A 17259-nucleotide genomic window follows, 5' to 3' on the forward strand; every position below is an offset into this window, starting at 1 on the left:
TTACAAAACTTTTAGGAGGTACCTCTTATATGGAATCCCAAGGTACTGTAGAAACCGTTAACCGACATAAACAGCTTGGACTCAGCGACGGCCAGGTTATCGATATGTACAGATTCATGCAGCTCGGGCGCAAATACGATGAGCGCAGTCTGCTGCTTCAGCGCGCAGGCAAGATCAACTTCCATGTGTCCGGCATCGGACAGGAAGCGGCGCAGGTCGCGGCGGCTTTTGCGCTGGACCGGGAGAATGATTATTTCCTCCCGTATTACCGTGATTATGCGTTCGTGCTGACGGTAGGAATGACCACGCGTGAGCTGATGCTGTCCGTATTCGCCAAGGCGGAAGATCCGAATAGCGGCGGCCGGCAAATGCCGGGCCACTTCGGAAGCAAACGCCTGCGTATCGTAACGGGATCAAGTCCGGTTACGACCCAGGTTCCGCATGCTGTAGGCTTCGCGCTGGCGGCCAAGATGCAGAAGAAAAAGTTTGTTTCCTTTGTCACGTTCGGTGAAGGCTCCAGTAACCAGGGTGATTTTCATGAAGCGTGTAACTTCGCCGGTGTGAATAAGCTGCCGGTCATCATCTTCTGCCAGAACAACCAGTATGCGATCTCCATTCCTGCCCACAAGCAGCTTGGAGGCAAGGTCAGTGACCGCGCCCTCGGCTATGGCTTCCCGGGTGTCCGGGTGGACGGCAATGATCCGCTTGAGGTCTACCGTGTGGTCAAAGAGGCGCGGGAGCGTGCGCTCGCCGGAGAAGGACCCACCCTGATTGAAGCGATGATGTACCGCCTGTCGCCGCATTCCACCTCGGATAATGATCTGGCTTACCGGACCAAGGAAGAGGTTGACGAGAACTGGAAAAAGGACGGCATCGCCGCGTTCCGCACATACCTGACCGGACTGGGTCTGTGGAGTGACGAGCAGGAGCGTGATCTGGTTGCCGAATATAATCTTGAATTGAAAGAGGCCATAACCTACGCCGAAAATGCACCGTTCCCGAAACCGGAAGATACGCTGCTGCATGTGTACGATGAATCCGGCCTTAAGGGAGGAGCATAAGCCATGGCGATGATGGAATATATCGATGCAATCCGGCTGGCAATGAAGGAAGAGATGGAGCGCGATGATTCGGTGTTCGTGCTGGGTGAGGATGTCGGCGTGAAGGGCGGCGTATTCACGACCACCAAAGGACTGCAGGATCAGTTCGGCGCAGAGCGCGTGCTTGATACACCGCTTGCGGAGTCAGCGATTGCCGGCGTGGCGATCGGCGCGGCGATGTACGGCATGAAGCCGATCGCCGAAATGCAGTACTCGGATTTCATGCTGCCGGCAACGAACCAGATTATCAGCGAGGCGGCCAAAATCCGCTACCGTTCCAATAACGACTGGAACTGTCCGGTGGTAATCCGCGCGCCTATCGGCGGCGGGATCTTCGGCGGATTGTACCACTCTCAGTGTCCGGAATCGATCTTCTTCGGTACTCCGGGACTGAAGATTGTAGCCCCTTACTCTGCTGCCGATGCCAAGGGACTGCTGAAAGCTGCTGTCCGTGACCCTGATCCGGTGCTGTTCTTCGAGAACAAGAAATGCTACAAGCTGATCAAGGAAGATGTGCCGGAGGGCGACTACATTGTGCCAATCGGTGAAGCGAATCTGCTGCGTGAAGGCAGCGATATTACGGTGATCGGGTACAGCCTGCCACTGCATTTTGCGATGCAGGCAGCGGAAGAGCTGGAGCGCGAGCAGGGCATTACTGCGCATATTCTGGATCTGCGCACCCTGCAGCCGCTGGACCGCGAGGCGATTATTGCCGCTGTCCGCCAGACCGGCAAGGTGCTGATTGTCCACGAGGACAACAAGACCGGAGGCATTGGCGGCGAAGTGGCAGCAATTATCGCTGAACACTGCCTGTTTGATCTGGATGCGCCAATCTTCCGCCTGTGCGGACCTGATGTGCCGGCGATGCCAATCTCCCCGCCGATGGAGAAGTTCTTCATGCTGAGCAAGGACAAATTAAAGGCGGAGATGCTGCGTTTGGCGCAGTACTGATATATGTGAACAACAGGTGAGGTCTTTATGTTCAGCCTGTATGTACATTGGGCATGAATGTTGCAATTATTGCAGCTCAGATTCGAAATTAGCGGTGGGTTGGGCAGGATTGCTGTATGAAATACAACAATTTGCACGCTTATCCGCTTGGATAAAGAGAAATGCTGCCTTTTGTACAACTTTTCTGATTTTTGGCCGATTTAAGTGGTGAAATGTTGTATTCTGGGCAGGATTTCGTGGCTACATGTTTCCGAAGCCAGTTTTGTACGAAGCTGCTTCAGGAAGCTTGTGCTTACAAAACATAAGCGTATGCTTTCGAAGCCAGTTTTATCGAAGCTAACTCAGGAAGTATGTGCTTACAAAACTTTAAGGAGTGACATTATGTCTGACAATACAAAGCTGACGGATGTAATCATGCCGCAGCTGGCAGAATCGCTGGTATCGGCGACGATCGGAAAATGGCTGAAGCAGCCGGGCGATACGATCGAGCAATATGAGCCGATCTGTGAGCTGATTACCGATAAGGTAAATGCTGAGCTTCCGGCTACCGTAGACGGTACGCTGGTGGAGCTGCTCGCCGAAGAAGGCCAGACGGTTAGCGTCGGCGAGATCATTGCCCGCATCGCAGTAGCGGGTGCAGCCGCTGCGGCATCCGCAGCGGCCCCGGCCCCGGCAGCTGCCCCTGCGGGACCTGCCAATGCCGCAGCCCCGGCGGTACCCGGCGCAGCGCCGCAGCCTGCCCACGCCTCCGTCCGGCCGTCTGTGCCGGCTGCGGCTTTTGACGCGGATGCTCCGATGCGTTCCCGTTACTCTCCGGCTGTGCAGACGCTGGCCGCCGAGCACGGCATCAACCTTGCGGCCGTGCCGGGCACCGGCCTGGGCGGACGCATCACACGCAAGGATGTGCTCGCGTTCCTGGAGAGCGGTGCAGCTGCGGCTCAGCCAGCAACTACAGCCCCAACTGCTGCTGCTGCGCCGCAGCAGCCTGTATTCCAGCCTATTCAGGAAGAAGTGCGCGGAGAGCTTCAGCATTTGCGTCACTCCGGCCTGCACTTAAGCGAGTCGCCGAAGATTCCGACGATCGAAGTGGAAGGCGGGCGGGGCAGCAGCTCGGAATACCTGATCGACGTTACGCCGATCCGTAATACGATCGCTACCCGTATGCGCCAGAGCGTCTCGGAGATTCCGCATGCCTGGACGATGATTGAGGTCGATGTGACCAATCTTGTCGTGCTGCGCAACAAGCTGAAGGATGAGTTCAAGCGCAAAGAGGGCATTAATCTGACCTATCTGGCCTTTTTGATGAAGGCGGTTGTCAGTGCAATCAAAGATTATCCGATCATGAACTCCGTCTGGGCCGTTGACAAAATCATTGTCAAACGCGATATCAACATCTCGCTCGCTGTAGGCACAGAGGACTCTGTAATGACACCGGTCATCAAAAAAGCCGACCAGAAGAACGTCGCAGGCTTGGCCCGCGAGATCGACGAACTGGCGCTGAAGACCCGTGAAGGCAAGCTGCGGCTGGAAGATATGCAGGGCGGCACGTTCACGGTTAACAATACCGGCTCGTTCGGCTCGATTCTGTCCTACCCGATCATTAACTATCCGCAGGCGGCGATTCTAACCTTTGAATCTATCGTGAAAAAACCAGTGGTCATCAATGATATGATCGCCGTCCGCTCGATGGCCAATATCTGCCTGTCGCTGGATCACCGGATTCTGGATGGAGTCATCAGCGGGCGTTTCCTGCAGCGCGTGAAGGATAATGTGGAAGGTTATACGCCGGACACCAAGCTGTACTAATGTTTTAACAAGGCAGCTGCGGAACCCTGTGACAGGGAGAATATGAAGCAAAGGGGACCTTATGACCATGGACAACCTGAACTTAAGCAAACTGGAAGTTTCCTATCTCCCGCTGATGGAATACGGCGCGGCCTGGGAGCTGCAAAAGGAAGCGGTGCAGGGGATTGACGCAGGCACCGCTTCCGAGCGGCTGATCCTTCTGCAGCATCCGCCTACCTATACCATCGGTTCACAGAATCATCCGGAGCATCTGCTGCTTAGCGTGGAACAGCTTGGGAAACAAGGGATTGCGCTGTTTGAAATCGACCGCGGAGGAGATATTACATATCACGGACCGGGCCAGCTTGTAGGTTATCCTCTCCTGAAGCTTGGCGAAGACGGCAAGGTCGATCTGCACGGATATCTGCGCAGGCTGGAGGCCGTTATTATTGCCTATCTGGCTTCACACGGGATATCAGGAACCCGCAAGCAGGGATATACGGGCGTATGGGTCGGCGATGAGAAAATTTGTGCGATCGGCGTCAAATTCAACAAGAGTAAATTCCGCAGAGGTTTTATTACCAGCCATGGCTTCGCGTTCAACATCTCAGCCGGAATCAGCCAAAGCGGCTTCTCGGGAATTATACCCTGCGGCATTGCCGAGTACGGGGTCACTTCACTTGAGGAATGCACCGGGCGCTCCTTTGGCCTGGAGAGTGTTGCTTCCGAGCTGGTGCCTTATTTCCTGCAGCAGTTTCCGTATGAAGCGGTTGCCGGGGCTGTAAGTGCTTCAGAATAAGGAATGCTGAATCCAGGCAACGTCAAACAGCGCCCGGAGAACCCGGACGCTGTTATTCAAGTACTAAACGTGACTAACCGGCCATAAACGGCTCGATGACGAACAGCACCGTAGAGGCGATCATAGCGATCAGCATGATGTAGATAATGATGCGGAACCATTTTTTCTGTTGCATGAGTGACTCCTTTGAGATTAGTTTAAGTTAAGAACGTAGGCGTAAATGAACGCAGTACAACCATTGTAACGTATCCGCGAAAGAGAGGGAAGTCCAAGTGATATCACAAGACCGGTTGATCAATGAATTCATGGAGCTTGTCCGTATTGATAGTGAGACCAGAAATGAACGGCGGATTGCCGATGTACTCAAGGAAAAATTCAGCACTCTGGGACTGACAGCAGTTGAAGATGATTCCCAGGAGAGAACGGGACACGGAGCTGGTAATCTGTTCGTGACCTGGCCTGCGGACAGCGGCGTGAGCGCGCCTAAGCTGCTGTTCACCTGCCACATGGATACAGTGGTTCCCGGGCAGAATATTAAGCCTTCCCTTGGGGAAGACGGCTGGATTACCAGCGACGGCAGTACAATTCTCGGAGCGGATGACAAAGCGGGGCTTGCCGCCCTGTTCGAAGCGATCCGGGTGATTCAGGAGCAGAAGCTTCCGCACGGGCAGATTCAGTTTGTCATTACGGCAGGCGAAGAATCCGGGCTGATGGGCGCACGCGCAATGGACCCGGCGCATCTGGATGCCGATTTTGGCTTCGCGCTTGATTCCAATGGTGAAGTAGGAGCAATTGCCATTGCTGCGCCGACACAGGCGCGGGTAACGATGCAGATCTTCGGCAAATCCGCTCATGCCGGAGTTAATCCGGAGGATGGAATCAGTGCGATTCAAGTGGCGAGCAAAGCGATTTCGGCGATGAAGCTTGGACGGATCGATAATGAAACGACAGCGAATATCGGCAAATTTGCCGGCGGCGGCCCGACCAATGTGGTCTGCGACCATGTGCAGCTGGATGCGGAAGCCCGGAGTATCGTGCAGGAAAAAGTAGAACTGCAGATTGCCTCTATGCGTGAAGCCTTGGAGACAACCGCACGTGACAATGGCGCACAGAGTGAATTCCGCAGTGAAATCATTTATCCGGCGTTCAGCTTTAATGAGCATGATCCGGTGGTACAGCTGGCAGACCGCGCAATTACTTCACTGGGACTGACCACCCGGCTGTTCGCTTCCGGAGGCGGCAGTGATGCCAATGTGTTCAACGGCCTGAAGGTTCCTACTGTGAATCTGGCTGTCGGCTATGAGGATATCCACACAACGAAGGAACGGATCAAAGCCGAAGATATTGTCAAAGTAGCCAGCCTGGTTGTAGCTATTGTGGCCGAGAGCCAAAAAGGCTGATTTCAAAAACTGCGCAGATGCCTGCCGATCATGGGGCCGGCTGCGCTTAAATGTAACAAAAAGGAGCTGTTCCGGAATTCACCGGGAGACAGCTCCTTCTTGTTACTCGGTGAAGCTAATCTTCCTCACGGATATCCGGAAGAACGAAGCGGCATTATCCTGCCTTGGAAGCTGTGATCCGCGTTTCCGTCTGGAGCAGCAGGATATAGGATAGGGGCATATCGCGCCCGTACTGCTTCATCCATCCGGCCATTACGGCCATGATCTGCTCCGGTTTACCTACCATTGTAACTGCGGATGAGCTTGCTCGGACAAGACAATCATTCATGCCTGCATTCCTTCTTTCCTTTTAAGTTTGCTATAATACACCCTATGCATAACCATGCCAAAGGAGACCACAAATCTATGAAAAACGATGAAATCAACCGCAACCCCGCATTGGATGAAGAAACATTGTCGACGAAGCCGATCTTTACTGGCAACATTATTTCGCTGCAGGTAGATACGGTGAAGCTGCCGGACGGCAATACAGCAACCCGTGAGGTCGTGAAGCATCCGGGGGCCGTAGCTGTGCTGGCACTGAATAACGGTAAAATGCTAGTAGTGGAACAGTATCGCCAGCCGATGCACCGGACTGAGGTGGAGATACCGGCAGGCAAGCTGGACAAAGGCGAGGATCCGCTGGCGGCTGCGGGCCGTGAGCTTCAGGAGGAGACCGGATTTCACAGCGGCGGGCTGAAGCTGCTGAAGTCCTTCTATACCTCTCCCGGCTTCGCCGACGAGATCATTCACCTCTATGTGACCGAAGATGCCCAGCCGGGTGAGATGGCGCTGGATGAGGATGAATTCCTGGAGGTTTCCGAGCTGACGCTGGAGGAAGCTTACCAGTATATCGCGGATGGACGTATTGCCGATGCCAAGACCATGATGGCTGTCTACGCCTGGCATCTGTATACGCTGACTGGGCAATGGCACTAGAGTCCACGCTGCAGAGCGTTTACTGCGACCTGCATGTGCATATCGGGCGGACTTCAGAGGGACAGGCGGTCAAAATCAGCGGCAGCCGCGAGCTCACCTTCGCCGGGATTGCCAAAGAGGCGGCGGAACGCAAGGGAATCGGTCTGATCGGCATCATCGACAGCCACTCCCCGGGGGTGCTGCGGGATATTCATGCGGCGCTGGATTCCGGCGAGATGACGATGGCGGAAGGCGGAGGTATTGCCTACAGGGGGACTACGATCATTCTGGGAACCGAGATTGAGATCCGTGAGCCCGGGCGAAAAGAGTGCCACGTCCTGGCCTTCATGCCGGACCTTGGGACCATGGAAGAGTTCAGCAGCTGGATGAGCGCCCATATGCGGAACGTGAATCTAAGCTCCCAGCGCCTGTATGCACCCTCCCGGGTGCTGCAGGACGAGATTACAGGACGGGGAGGCCTGCTGATTCCGGCACATATTTTCACTCCGCACAAAGGGCTTTACGGCTGTGCAGCGGAGCGCATGGCTGACTTATTTGACCTGGAACGCATTGCGGCAGTAGAGCTTGGACTCAGTGCGGATTCGGAAATGGCCGGGTATATTTCAGAGCTTGACCCGTACAGCTTCCTGACCAATTCTGACGCTCATTCCCTGGGCAAAATCGGCCGTGAGTATAATGTGATTGAGATGCAGCAGCCCTCTTTCCATGAGCTGAAGCTGGCGCTGGAACGCTCGGAGGGACGCCGGATCAGTGCCAACTTCGGGCTGAACCCCCGGCTGGGGAAATACCACCGCACATATTGCGGCGGCTGCGGCAGCATTATCGATGAGGCGTATGCGACTTCAGAGCGCTGTCCGTATTGCGGCAGTCCGAAGCTGGTGAAAGGAGTGCTGGACCGTATTCTCGATATTGCTGATCGTAAGGAGCCGCTGGTTCCGGCGTACCGTCCGCCCTACCATTACCAGGTGCCTCTGGAGTTTATTCCGGGACTTGGCAAGCGCAAGCTGAATGCCCTGCTGCAGGCGTTTGGCACAGAGATGAATATACTGCACAAGGCGGGTGAAGCCGAGCTTGCTGCTGTTGCCGGACAAGAGCTTGCAGAGCTGATCGTACTAGCCCGTACCGGCAGGCTTGCGCTCTCTTCAGGAGGCGGAGGGACGTACGGCAAGGTCATTAAGGGGAAGTAACCAAGGACAAGTCATAGAGCGGGACATTCCTTCATAAGGTGTAACATGTGACCGGAAAGGAGAATGTCCTGATGCGCAGTTTAAGGCTGATGATGAAGGAACAGACGCCTCTTTATATTTTTGTCGCGGTATTATTCCTGGTCGGGGTCGTATTTGGAGCGCTCATTGTCAGTGCGTTAACGCTGGATCAGCAGCAGGAGCTGGGGGATTATCTGGGTAATTTCTTCATGACCGTGGATCAACAGGGACTGCCTGCCGCGCAGGATTCGTATTGGGGGATTGCCGCATTCAATCTCAAATGGGTCGGACTGATATGGATACTCGGCTTGTCGGTTATCGGACTTCCGGGGATTCTGATTCTGGATTTCCTCAAAGGCGTGCTGATCGGCTTCACCGTCGGCTGTCTGGTCAGCCAGTATTCCTGGCATGGCATGCTGTTTTCCCTGGTCTCTGTGGCCCCGCATAATCTGGTGCTGATTCCGGTACTGCTTGTATGCAGCGCGGCCGCGATTGCTTTCTCCCTGCTGATGATCCGCAGCCGGGTGCTGGGACAGCAGCGGCGTACCAAGGTTACCCGGCCTTTTGTAATGTACACCCTGCTGTCACTCGGCATGGCCCTGCTGGTTATGGGAATCTCCGGATTTGAGGCTTGGGTGACCCCGGTGATGATGAGATGGGTGACGCCGATGCTGGTGTCAGCCGGATGAGCGTAGAATCTTCAGGAAGCATAAGCCTGTACTGAGAACATGCGGTGGAATGAATTTCCATTCGGGCACTTCCTTGAACGTTGGGGTCCTGCCTCCGCGTAAGCTAAAAGCGTTTGACTTCTCAAAGTAACTCCCCCTATAATGGAAGAAGTGGCTTGAAGCCCGGTGCGGTAATTTTCCAAGGGGGAGGCAGACAATGGAAGCCCGGATAGACAAGATTAAGCAACAACTACAATCCCAAGGATACAAGCTTACACCTCAACGGGAAGCGACCTTAAGAGTTCTACTGGAGAACGAGGATGATCATTTAAGCGCTGAAGATGTATTCATGCTGGTGAAAGAAAAGGCTCCGGAGATCGGTCTCGCCACCGTATATCGTACCCTGGAACTGCTCAGCGAGCTTCATGTCGTGGAGAAGATTAATTTCGGAGACGGTGTTGCCCGTTATGATCTGCGGACCGATACAGCGAAACATCATCATCATCATCTGATTTGTGTACAATGCGGAACCATGGATGAGATTCGTGAGGATTGGCTGGGTCCGCTGGAAGAGCGTCTTGAGAAGGATTATAATTTTACGGTGCTTGATCATAGACTTGATTTTCACGGAATTTGCCACCGCTGCAAGGATAAGAATCCTGCAGACGGCAATACTCCCGAATAAGCTAATATAGAGCATGAACTCTTATACAGATGAGGAATTACCGCACAAGCTCTCCCCGGCTGAATGGCCGGAGGGGGCTTTTTAACTGATTATTCAAAGAGCAATACATAACACCACCCTCCGGCGCATAAAGTGAAGGACGAGTTCTGCGAAGTGTAATAGTGAAGCAGATGCTGCCATAACTTTTACTTTTAGGAGGTTGCCTAAGATGATTGTCTCCATTCCCAAAACCGTACGCCGGCTGTATTTCATGACCTTGCTCGTTGCGATCAGCTGTGTGCTGTACTATGTCCTAAGCTGGGTCAGTGCCTGGATCAGCCCCGCTCAGAACTATGATATTCCGGAGGGCACAGCCATCCGGGCATTTCATGATGTGAAGCAAAGCGATGAAGGGCTGAGTGCAGGTCAGCGCCTGCGGTTCTACTATTGGTACGGGGAGTGAGCGCTCCGCCGGTTGCAGGAAAAAGCTAGAAGCCTGTCGAATGAATCTAGAGCATGTAAGGGACGCCCCGCGTTCTGACTGCTGCCGGACCCCAACCGCTGCAGAGCGGCATGAAGCAGCCTGAGTATGACAGGAGCGTGAATAGATGAAGTCACACTTGCAGCCGTTTATGCAGTATTTGTCCGGGGACAAAGGATTGTCTCCTAGTACGCTGGAATCCTATGGACGGGATATTTCGCAGTTTCTGGAGTTTACCGAAGAGCGCGGCACGGCTGCGATGGAAGAAATCAGAAGATCACATATTATGCTCTACCTCGGCGCTCTGCGCGGAGCGGGCAAGGCAACGGCAACAGTCAACCGGAATACGGTATCGCTGCGCGCCTATTTTCATTTTTTGCTGAAAGAACGGCTGATCGGGCAAGACCCGACACTGGATATGGAAACGATTAAACCGAGCAAGAAACCGCCGATGATTCTTAGTATTGAAGAAATTGAACGCCTGCTGGCCGTCCCTGATGAATCTGCTCCCCAGGGGATGCGCGATAAGGCGATGCTTGAGCTGCTCTATGCTACGGGTATCCGTGTTACAGAGCTAATCTCGCTGAATGTGGAGGACGTGAATACCGGGCTGAAGTTCGCACGCTGCAGCGGGGCCTCCGGCAAGGAAAGAGTGGTGCCGATTGGTACGATTGCTGCGGACTGTGTGGCCCGTTATGTCTCCGGTATGCGGGACAAGCTGCTCCGGGTGAATCTGGAGGAGCCTGCGCTGTTCCTGAACAGTCTGGGCGGGAGGCTGACCCGTCAGGGCTTTTGGAAAATAATCAAGAAACATGCGCGTGAAGCCCACATCCAGCAGGACATCACACCGCATACCCTGCGGCATTCCTTCGCCGCTCATCTGCTGGAAGGCGGGGCAGATCTGCGCTCCGTGCAGCAGATGCTGGGCCATTCCGATATTTCGACCACTCAGATTTATAGCGGAATCGCCCGCAAGAATATGAAGGAAGTCTATGAGAATCACCATCCCCGGGCAAAATAGTTTTTTATTCAGAGGTATGGTGTAACCGTGGATAGAACGGGTAATGGGATGGATTGGACCGAAAAGATGCTTTTTGTGAGTAAGAAAGTTATGATGGAATCATACTGAAAGGATAGCTCCCGGGAGAGGTTCTCCCGGAGTTTCTTCCTGTTTTGAGCAGACTTTACGATTATGCAAACTACGAAGGAGTGAAGACGGCAATGTCCTCATTTAAACGCATCGGATTTATTGTTCTGGATAGTGTAGGTATCGGTGAAGCGCCGGATGCCGCTAATTTTGGAGATACAGGCTCCCATACGCTGGGCCATATTCTGGAGCGGGTTCAGGGTCTTAAGCTTCCGAATCTGCAGCAGCTGGGACTTGCGAATATTGCTCCGCTGCCGCCGCTGGAACCGGTAGCTGCCCCGACAGGCTATTACGGCAAAATGCAGGAGGTTTCAGTAGGCAAGGATACGATGACCGGCCACTGGGAGCTGATGGGCCTGAAGATTGAGGTTCCATTTAATACTTATTTTGACGGATTCCCCGCAGAGCTGATTGAGAAGTTCGAAGCGGCAACCGGACGCAAGGTGATTGGCAACAAGCCGGCTTCCGGCACGGAGATTCTCGTAGAATACGGCGAAGAGCAGATGAAGACCGGCGCATGGATTGTGTATACTTCGGCAGACAGCGTATTCCAGCTTGCCGCGCATGAAGATATCATTCCTCTGGAAGAGCTGTACAGCGCCTGCCGGATCGCCCGCGAGCTGACGATGGCTCCCGAATTCTCCGTCGGCCGTGTCATCGCCCGTCCTTATGTCGGTGAGCCGGGGAATTTCGTGCGTACCCCGAACCGTCATGACTACGCGGTGAAGCCGCCGGAGCCGACCGTTATGAACGCTCTGGAGGACATCGGCAAAGACGTGATTGCGGTAGGTAAAATCAATGATATCTTCACCGGCGAAGGTGTAACAGCTTCTTACCCGACGAAGAGCAATGAGCACGGCATCCAGATTACCATTGACGAGCTGCGCAAGCCGTTCAACGGATTCCTGTTCACTAATCTCGTTGATTTCGATTCCCTGTACGGCCACCGCCGTGATCCGGAAGGCTACGGCCGGGCGCTGGAGGTATTCGATCAGGCGCTGCCTGAGCTGCTCTCCACCCTGGATGAAGATGATCTGCTGATCATCTCTGCAGACCACGGCAATGACCCGATCCATGCCGGAACGGATCATACCCGCGAATATGTGCCGCTCCTGATCTACAGCCCGCGATTCAAGACTCCGGGCAGCCTGGGCATCCGCCAGACCTTCTCTGACGTTGCTGCTACCATCGCTGATAATTTCGGAGCGAAGGCACCGCAGTACGGGACGAGCTTTTTGTCTGAATTAATTTAATTTAAATAATAAATCAAGATGAACTGAAGGATATAACTAAAAGTGAGAAGAATCGAAGGGGAAATTTGGAACTGTAGGAGCGATAGCGACCGCCTTTGTCTACGGATTTCAATCGCTAAGCGGGTCATAATTGAAGAAATCTGTAGACAACAGCGGCCGGAAGTCCAAATATCACCGTAGTGACGGCTCAGCTTTACGTCGATGACTAAAGTTCATCCCACCCACCTCAAGGAGGAACCAACCATGACCGCAGTTACCCAAAGCAATATTCAAGAAGCAGCAGTATATATCAAAGACAAATGTACCGTCGCACCCGAAATCGGGCTGATCCTCGGCTCCGGCCTCGGCGTTCTGGCCGATCTGATTACAGACGAAGTAGTCATTCCTTATAATGAAATCCCGCATTTCCCGGTGTCCACTGTTGAAGGACATGAAGGTGAACTGCTGATCGGCATGATTGAAGGCCGCCGCGTCGTAATGATGAAAGGCCGCTTTCACATGTACGAAGGCTACGGACCGGAGACTACTGCCTTCCCTGTACGTGTTATGAAAGAGCTGGGCGTAACCAGCCTGCTGGTAACTAACGCTGCCGGCGGGGTCAACACCGATTTCACACCGGGTGATCTGATGCTGATTACTGACCATCTGAACCTCACAGGCCGCAATCCGCTGACCGGACCGAATGATAATGCGCTGGGCGTACGTTTCCCGGATATGTCTTCGGCTTACAGCCCGCGCCTGATCGCAGCCGCCAAAGAAGCTGCAGCAGCGCTGAACTTCGAGTTCAAGGAAGGCGTATACGCCGGCCTGCTCGGACCCAACTACGAGACTCCTGCTGAGATCGTTATGCTGCGCCGCCAAGGGGCAGATGCAGTAGGGATGTCCACGGTATCTGAGACGATTGTGGCCCGTCATGCCGGGATTGAAGTACTTGGTATTTCCTGCATCACCAACATGGCTGCCGGAATTCTGGAACAGCCGCTGAACCATGCAGAAGTGATGGAGACAGCGGAACGTGTGCGCGAGCAATTCCTGAAGCTGGTGCTGGCTTTTATTCCGAAGATGTAGTTCCTGCTTCAAGCTATTTACAAGACAATTCATATCCGGGAGGATCAACCTATGACAACACCATCAACAGTCCCATACGGCACTCAGGTAAAAGAAGCTGCTGAATATATTCAATCCAAATTCGGTTCTTACACACCGGCTATCGGACTTATTCTGGGCTCCGGCCTCGGGGATCTGGGTGACCAGATCGAAGATGCGGTATATCTGCCTTATGAAGAAATTCCGCATTTCCCGCGTTCCACGGTAGAAGGTCATGCGGGACGGTTCGTGATCGGTAAGCTGGAAGGCAAGGATGTTATTATCATGCAGGGCCGTTTCCACTACTATGAAGGTTATGAAATGCGCAAAGTGGTGCTGCCGGTATACGTAATGGCTAAGCTTGGCGTAGGCACACTCGTGATTACCAATGCAGGCGGCGGAATGAACAGAGCGTTCAAAGCCGGTGACCTCATGCTGATTACCGACCACCTGAATATGACTGGCGACAACCCGCTGATCGGACCGAATGATCCGGAGCTGGGTGTACGTTTCCCGGATATGTCCCGTGCGTATGACCCGGAATATATCGAGTTGGCGAAGAAGCTGGCCGGTGAAGTTAAGGGTGCCGATGGTGAAGCACTTGTGCTGCAGGAAGGCGTATATGCCGGCATCAGCGGACCTACCTATGAAACTCCGGCTGAACTCAAAATGCTGGCCTACCTCGGCGGCGATGCCGTTGGAATGTCCACTGTGCCCGAAGTGATCGTAGCCAGCCACAGCAAGCTGCGTGTGCTCGGCATTACCTGTATCACCGATATGGCGATCGGGGACGAGCTGGAGCCGCTTACTCATGAGCAGGTGGTAAAAGTAGCTAACCTGACCAAACCGAAATTTATCGGCCTTGTGCGCTCCTTTGTCCGTGAGGTACAGGTATAATGCGTGCAGTTGACCTTATCCAGAAAAAACGAGACGGCGGAGAGCTCAGCCGTGAAGAAATAGCTTACCTGATTCAAGGCTACAGCAAAGGTGAAATTCCTGATTACCAGATTTCCGCCTGGGCGATGGCTGTCTATTTCCGGGGAATGAACGCACGGGAAACCGGCGATCTGACCCTGGAAATGGCGATGTCCGGTGACCAGGTGGATCTCAGTCCGATTGCAGGTATCAAGGTGGACAAGCATTCTACCGGCGGTGTTGGCGACAAAACGACGGTTGTTCTTGCCCCGCTTGTAGCTGCAGCCGGAGTTCCGGTGGCCAAAATGTCCGGACGCGGCCTCGGCCACACCGGCGGTACGCTCGACAAGCTGGAGTCGATCACCGGATTCTCCGTGGAGATGGACCGGGAGCGCTTTTTCACCCAGGTAGGGGAGATCGGCGCAGCTGTCATCGGCCAGTCCGGCAACATTACGCCTGCGGACAAGAAATTGTACGCACTGCGTGACGTGACTGCGACCGTGGAATCCATTCCGCTGATTGCCAGCTCCGTAATGAGCAAGAAGATCGCCGCAGGTGCGGATGCCATCGTCCTTGATGTGAAGACCGGCAGCGGCGCGTTCATGAAGACGCTGGATGATTCCATTGCACTCGCACAGGCGATGGTGGATATCGGCACACATCTTGGCCGCAACACGGTCGCTGTGATCAGCGACATGGACCAGCCGCTCGGCTTCGGCATTGGCAATGCGCTGGAGATCAAAGAAGGCATTGAGACCCTGAACGGCCACGGGCCGAAGGATCTGCAGGAGGTCTGCCTCATTCTGGGCAGCCAGATGCTGGTGCTCGGCGGCAAGGCGAAGGACGAACAAGAAGCGCGCTCCATTCTGCTGTCCCATATTGAAGACGGCAGTGCGCTGGACAAGTTCAAGCAGATGGTATCTGCCCAAGGCGGCGATGCCGCGCAGATTGAGTCGCCGGATACTTTGCCGGCAGCGCGCAAGTTCATCGAAGTGAAGGCAGAAGCCGCAGGGTATGTGGAGAGCATTCAGGCTGAAGAGATCGGCGTAGCGGCGATGCTGCTCGGCGCCGGACGCGAAACGAAGGAATCCGTCATCGACCTGGCCGTTGGCATTCAGCTGGCGATTAAGGTTGGCGATGCCGTAGCCGCAGGCGATACGCTTGCTGTGCTGCATGTGAATGATGCCAGTGAGAGCAAAGTGCAGGAAGCCGAAGCCAAGGTGCTGGAAGCTTACCGCATTTCCGCTCAGCCGGTTCCGCCGCAGCCGCTGGTATTTGCACTGGTGACTAAGAATGGCGTAACTCGGTACTAAAGCGGGTGCCGGTTACTCAAACAATTCAAAAGCCGTACATCAGCAATTCGCTGATTGTACGGCTTTTTTGGATTGTTCAGGACCGCCCCCGTAAGACAAGTGGAAAAAGGGCATTTAATTATCCTTGAATCGCTGATATTTGGGTTTTAGTTGGAAAAAGTACATTTAATTTTCCGATTTACTGACTTGGCGGCGGAATCAGCAAATTTAGGTGACGTTTATCCACTTATTTTTTGGTATGCGGTCCACACGATGAAAATAAGTGTACGGAATCCACTTATTCCGTAACCCGTAACCCGTAACCCGTAACCCGTAACCCGTAACCCGTAACCCGTGGAAGAACGGGGCTCCTGCTTGAGCGCGCAGCTAGTCCAGCAGCAGGTTCTTCTCAGCCACCTGCATCATCCGGTAAGCCCCCCTACTGCGGTTGCAGAGAGCGGTGAAGGTTACGCCGCTTGCCGGATAAACTGCTGAGCGAAAGGAGACCCCGGGATCGGAGCCCATGAGATGGTATTTTAACACCCCGCCGTTTCTGATCGTAATCCATACTCCATAGCCATAGTAAGTATCCTCATCCTCATGAATATGCGGTGTGAGCAGCAGGGCAGTTGTCTCTGGCTGAAGCAGCTTGTGCCCGAGCAGGCATGTCCACAGCTTCTGCATATCCGCTGCCGTGACAAAAGCACCTCCGTCGCCGCCGCCCACTACCGGAATGGAGTAGATGTTGCTGATATTCTCTCCGGTCTCACTGTCGATATAACCGAGAGCTGTATTGGCAGGGAGGGCATCCAGGGCGAAGTAACCGGAAGCCTTCATCCCGCAAGGCCGGAAAATATGCTGCTCCACATAATCCATGAAATTCATTCCGCTGACCGCTTCGACAATCAGGCCAAGCATGATATAACCCGCATTGTTATAGTGGAAACGATCGCCGGGAGTGAATTTCATCGGCAGCGATGCAAATAGTGGCAAGAAATCACCCGGTCGCCTGAGCGTATACATCGGTATGTCCTCCCATAGTGCTGCGAAATCGTCCATAACCTCCTCATCGAAATAATCCGGAATGCCCGAGCTATGCGTCAGCAGCTGATGAACCGTGATCTCCGGGCTGAACAAGGGGAACTTCTGCTCATGTAAGACCTCCAGCACCTTGCCGTCAAAAGAAAGCTTCCCCTGCTCGGCCAGCTGGCAGATAGCTACTGCTGTGAACAGTTTGCTGCCGGAAGCAATCCCGAAGCGGGTGTTAAGCTGATTGATCCGTTCCTCCGCTACGTTGGCTTGTCCGCAAGCAGCCGCTGCGAGGGTCTGATCGTGTTGCGTAACCAGTACCGTCCCCGAAAATCCGGAGAGCAGAACCTCCTGATCGATGATATGTTGGAGCTCTTTTTGATGCTCAGTCTGTTTCTGCTTCATGTAGTAACCCTCTTCCATAACTTGATGATGTGTAATCTTCTTGTAATTCGCCAATATGGAATAATTAACCTTTATTTATATTTCTGTATGATATGGAGCGG

The 17259-nt window shown here is 53.9% G+C and carries 18 protein-coding genes; 15 read left to right on the plus strand and 3 right to left on the minus strand.

Annotated elements, in window-relative coordinates; genetic code table 11:
* The first annotated feature begins 29 nt into the window (after positions 1-29).
* The 4 genes from NSU14_RS08670 (at position 30) to lipB (ending at position 4635) form a co-directional block, all read left to right on the plus strand.
* On the plus strand, positions 30-1061 hold the full coding sequence (locus NSU14_RS08670; protein WP_039300370.1) for a thiamine pyrophosphate-dependent dehydrogenase E1 component subunit alpha: 1032 nt from the start codon (positions 30-32) through the stop codon (positions 1059-1061).
* A 3-nt stretch (positions 1062-1064) separates the two neighbouring features.
* Positions 1065-2051, plus strand: a complete 987-nt coding sequence (locus NSU14_RS08675; protein WP_076245571.1) for an alpha-ketoacid dehydrogenase subunit beta — start codon at positions 1065-1067, stop codon at positions 2049-2051.
* 381 nt (positions 2052-2432) lie between these two features.
* A complete protein-coding gene (locus NSU14_RS08680) occupies positions 2433-3857 on the plus strand; it encodes a dihydrolipoamide acetyltransferase family protein (protein ID WP_340944203.1) in 1425 nt (474 codons plus the stop codon).
* A 61-nt stretch (positions 3858-3918) separates the two neighbouring features.
* Positions 3919-4635: a lipoyl(octanoyl) transferase LipB gene (gene lipB, locus NSU14_RS08685; RefSeq protein WP_445670005.1), complete on the plus strand. Its 717-nt coding sequence runs from the start codon at positions 3919-3921 to the stop codon at positions 4633-4635.
* 73 nt (positions 4636-4708) lie between these two features.
* Here the strand turns inward: lipB and prli42 are convergent, their stop codons facing one another.
* The gene (gene prli42 / locus NSU14_RS08690; protein ID WP_099052488.1) at positions 4709-4810 is read right to left on the minus strand and encodes a stressosome-associated protein Prli42; all 102 of its coding nucleotides are present in this window, start codon (positions 4808-4810) and stop codon (positions 4709-4711) included.
* A gap of 97 nt (positions 4811-4907) precedes the next feature.
* On the opposite strand from prli42, the gene NSU14_RS08695 reads away from it, so the two are divergent.
* A complete protein-coding gene (locus NSU14_RS08695; protein WP_042138704.1) occupies positions 4908-6035 on the plus strand; it encodes a M20/M25/M40 family metallo-hydrolase in 1128 nt (375 codons plus the stop codon).
* Between the two features lie 154 nt (positions 6036-6189).
* On the opposite strand, the gene NSU14_RS08700 is transcribed toward NSU14_RS08695, so the two are convergent.
* Positions 6190-6363 (minus strand): hypothetical protein, encoded by a 174-nt coding sequence (locus tag NSU14_RS08700; RefSeq protein WP_156118672.1) that lies wholly within the window; start codon positions 6361-6363, stop codon positions 6190-6192.
* Positions 6364-6440: 77 nt separating this feature from the next.
* Between NSU14_RS08700 and NSU14_RS08705 the strand changes: the two genes are divergently transcribed.
* The 10 genes from NSU14_RS08705 (at position 6441) to NSU14_RS08750 (ending at position 15745) form a co-directional block, all read left to right on the plus strand.
* Positions 6441-7013: an NUDIX hydrolase gene (locus NSU14_RS08705; protein WP_042138703.1), complete on the plus strand. Its 573-nt coding sequence runs from the start codon at positions 6441-6443 to the stop codon at positions 7011-7013.
* Entirely contained in the window at positions 7004-8200 is a 1197-nt protein-coding gene (locus tag NSU14_RS08710; protein WP_042138702.1) for an endonuclease Q family protein, read from the plus strand. The genes NSU14_RS08705 and NSU14_RS08710 overlap by 10 nt, the downstream gene beginning before the upstream one ends.
* Positions 8201-8271: 71 nt before the next feature.
* A complete protein-coding gene (spoIIM, locus tag NSU14_RS08715; protein WP_340944208.1) occupies positions 8272-8907 on the plus strand; it encodes a stage II sporulation protein M in 636 nt (211 codons plus the stop codon).
* A 196-nt stretch (positions 8908-9103) separates the two neighbouring features.
* On the plus strand, positions 9104-9571 hold the full coding sequence (fur, locus tag NSU14_RS08720; protein ID WP_042138700.1) for a ferric iron uptake transcriptional regulator: 468 nt from the start codon (positions 9104-9106) through the stop codon (positions 9569-9571).
* A gap of 208 nt (positions 9572-9779) precedes the next feature.
* Positions 9780-10013, plus strand: coding sequence for a DUF4227 family protein (locus NSU14_RS08725; RefSeq protein ID WP_039300347.1), 234 nt, complete (start codon positions 9780-9782; stop codon positions 10011-10013).
* A 145-nt stretch (positions 10014-10158) separates the two neighbouring features.
* The gene (gene xerD, locus NSU14_RS08730) at positions 10159-11052 is read left to right on the plus strand and encodes a site-specific tyrosine recombinase XerD (RefSeq protein WP_042138699.1); all 894 of its coding nucleotides are present in this window, start codon (positions 10159-10161) and stop codon (positions 11050-11052) included.
* Positions 11053-11252: 200 nt separating this feature from the next.
* Complete coding sequence (deoB, locus tag NSU14_RS08735) at positions 11253-12431, plus strand: phosphopentomutase (RefSeq protein ID WP_340944212.1); 1179 nt, start codon at positions 11253-11255, stop codon at positions 12429-12431.
* 243 nt (positions 12432-12674) lie between these two features.
* Positions 12675-13499, plus strand: coding sequence for a purine-nucleoside phosphorylase (locus NSU14_RS08740; RefSeq protein WP_076245560.1), 825 nt, complete (start codon positions 12675-12677; stop codon positions 13497-13499).
* A gap of 51 nt (positions 13500-13550) precedes the next feature.
* Positions 13551-14414: a purine-nucleoside phosphorylase gene (locus NSU14_RS08745; protein ID WP_042138696.1), complete on the plus strand. Its 864-nt coding sequence runs from the start codon at positions 13551-13553 to the stop codon at positions 14412-14414.
* On the plus strand, positions 14414-15745 hold the full coding sequence (locus tag NSU14_RS08750; protein ID WP_042138695.1) for a pyrimidine-nucleoside phosphorylase: 1332 nt from the start codon (positions 14414-14416) through the stop codon (positions 15743-15745). The genes NSU14_RS08745 and NSU14_RS08750 overlap by 1 nt, the downstream gene beginning before the upstream one ends.
* 366 nt (positions 15746-16111) lie before the next feature.
* Here NSU14_RS08750 and NSU14_RS08755 read toward each other — a convergent pair whose 3' ends face one another.
* Positions 16112-17158, minus strand: a complete 1047-nt coding sequence (locus NSU14_RS08755) for a serine hydrolase domain-containing protein (protein WP_340944220.1) — start codon at positions 17156-17158, stop codon at positions 16112-16114.
* Positions 17159-17259 lie beyond the last annotated feature (101 nt).

The sequence above is a fragment of the Paenibacillus sp. FSL R10-2771 genome (genome assembly GCF_038000205.1).
In the GTDB taxonomy this organism is placed as follows: domain Bacteria; phylum Bacillota; class Bacilli; order Paenibacillales; family Paenibacillaceae; genus Paenibacillus_AQ; species Paenibacillus_AQ phytohabitans.

Bases quoted from the DNA above. Each gene is read 5' to 3' on its own strand.
- NSU14_RS08670 (WP_039300370.1), top strand. From the start codon at position 30: ATGGAATCCCAAGGTACTGTAGAAACCGTTAACCGACATAAACAGCTT.
- NSU14_RS08675 (WP_076245571.1), top strand. From the start codon at position 1,065: ATGGCGATGATGGAATATATCGATGCAATCCGGCTGGCAATGAAGGAA.
- NSU14_RS08680 (WP_340944203.1), top strand. From the start codon at position 2,433: ATGTCTGACAATACAAAGCTGACGGATGTAATCATGCCGCAGCTGGCA.
- lipB (WP_445670005.1), top strand. From the start codon at position 3,919: ATGACCATGGACAACCTGAACTTAAGCAAACTGGAAGTTTCCTATCTC.
- prli42 (WP_099052488.1), bottom strand. From the start codon at position 4,810: ATGCAACAGAAAAAATGGTTCCGCATCATTATCTACATCATGCTGATC.
- NSU14_RS08700 (WP_156118672.1), bottom strand. From the start codon at position 6,363: ATGAATGATTGTCTTGTCCGAGCAAGCTCATCCGCAGTTACAATGGTA.
- NSU14_RS08705 (WP_042138703.1), top strand. From the start codon at position 6,441: ATGAAAAACGATGAAATCAACCGCAACCCCGCATTGGATGAAGAAACA.
- NSU14_RS08710 (WP_042138702.1), top strand. From the start codon at position 7,004: ATGGCACTAGAGTCCACGCTGCAGAGCGTTTACTGCGACCTGCATGTG.
- spoIIM (WP_340944208.1), top strand. From the start codon at position 8,272: ATGCGCAGTTTAAGGCTGATGATGAAGGAACAGACGCCTCTTTATATT.
- fur (WP_042138700.1), top strand. From the start codon at position 9,104: ATGGAAGCCCGGATAGACAAGATTAAGCAACAACTACAATCCCAAGGA.
- NSU14_RS08725 (WP_039300347.1), top strand. From the start codon at position 9,780: ATGATTGTCTCCATTCCCAAAACCGTACGCCGGCTGTATTTCATGACC.
- xerD (WP_042138699.1), top strand. From the start codon at position 10,159: ATGAAGTCACACTTGCAGCCGTTTATGCAGTATTTGTCCGGGGACAAA.
- deoB (WP_340944212.1), top strand. From the start codon at position 11,253: ATGTCCTCATTTAAACGCATCGGATTTATTGTTCTGGATAGTGTAGGT.
- NSU14_RS08740 (WP_076245560.1), top strand. From the start codon at position 12,675: ATGACCGCAGTTACCCAAAGCAATATTCAAGAAGCAGCAGTATATATC.
- NSU14_RS08745 (WP_042138696.1), top strand. From the start codon at position 13,551: ATGACAACACCATCAACAGTCCCATACGGCACTCAGGTAAAAGAAGCT.
- NSU14_RS08750 (WP_042138695.1), top strand. From the start codon at position 14,414: ATGCGTGCAGTTGACCTTATCCAGAAAAAACGAGACGGCGGAGAGCTC.
- NSU14_RS08755 (WP_340944220.1), bottom strand. From the start codon at position 17,158: ATGAAGCAGAAACAGACTGAGCATCAAAAAGAGCTCCAACATATCATC.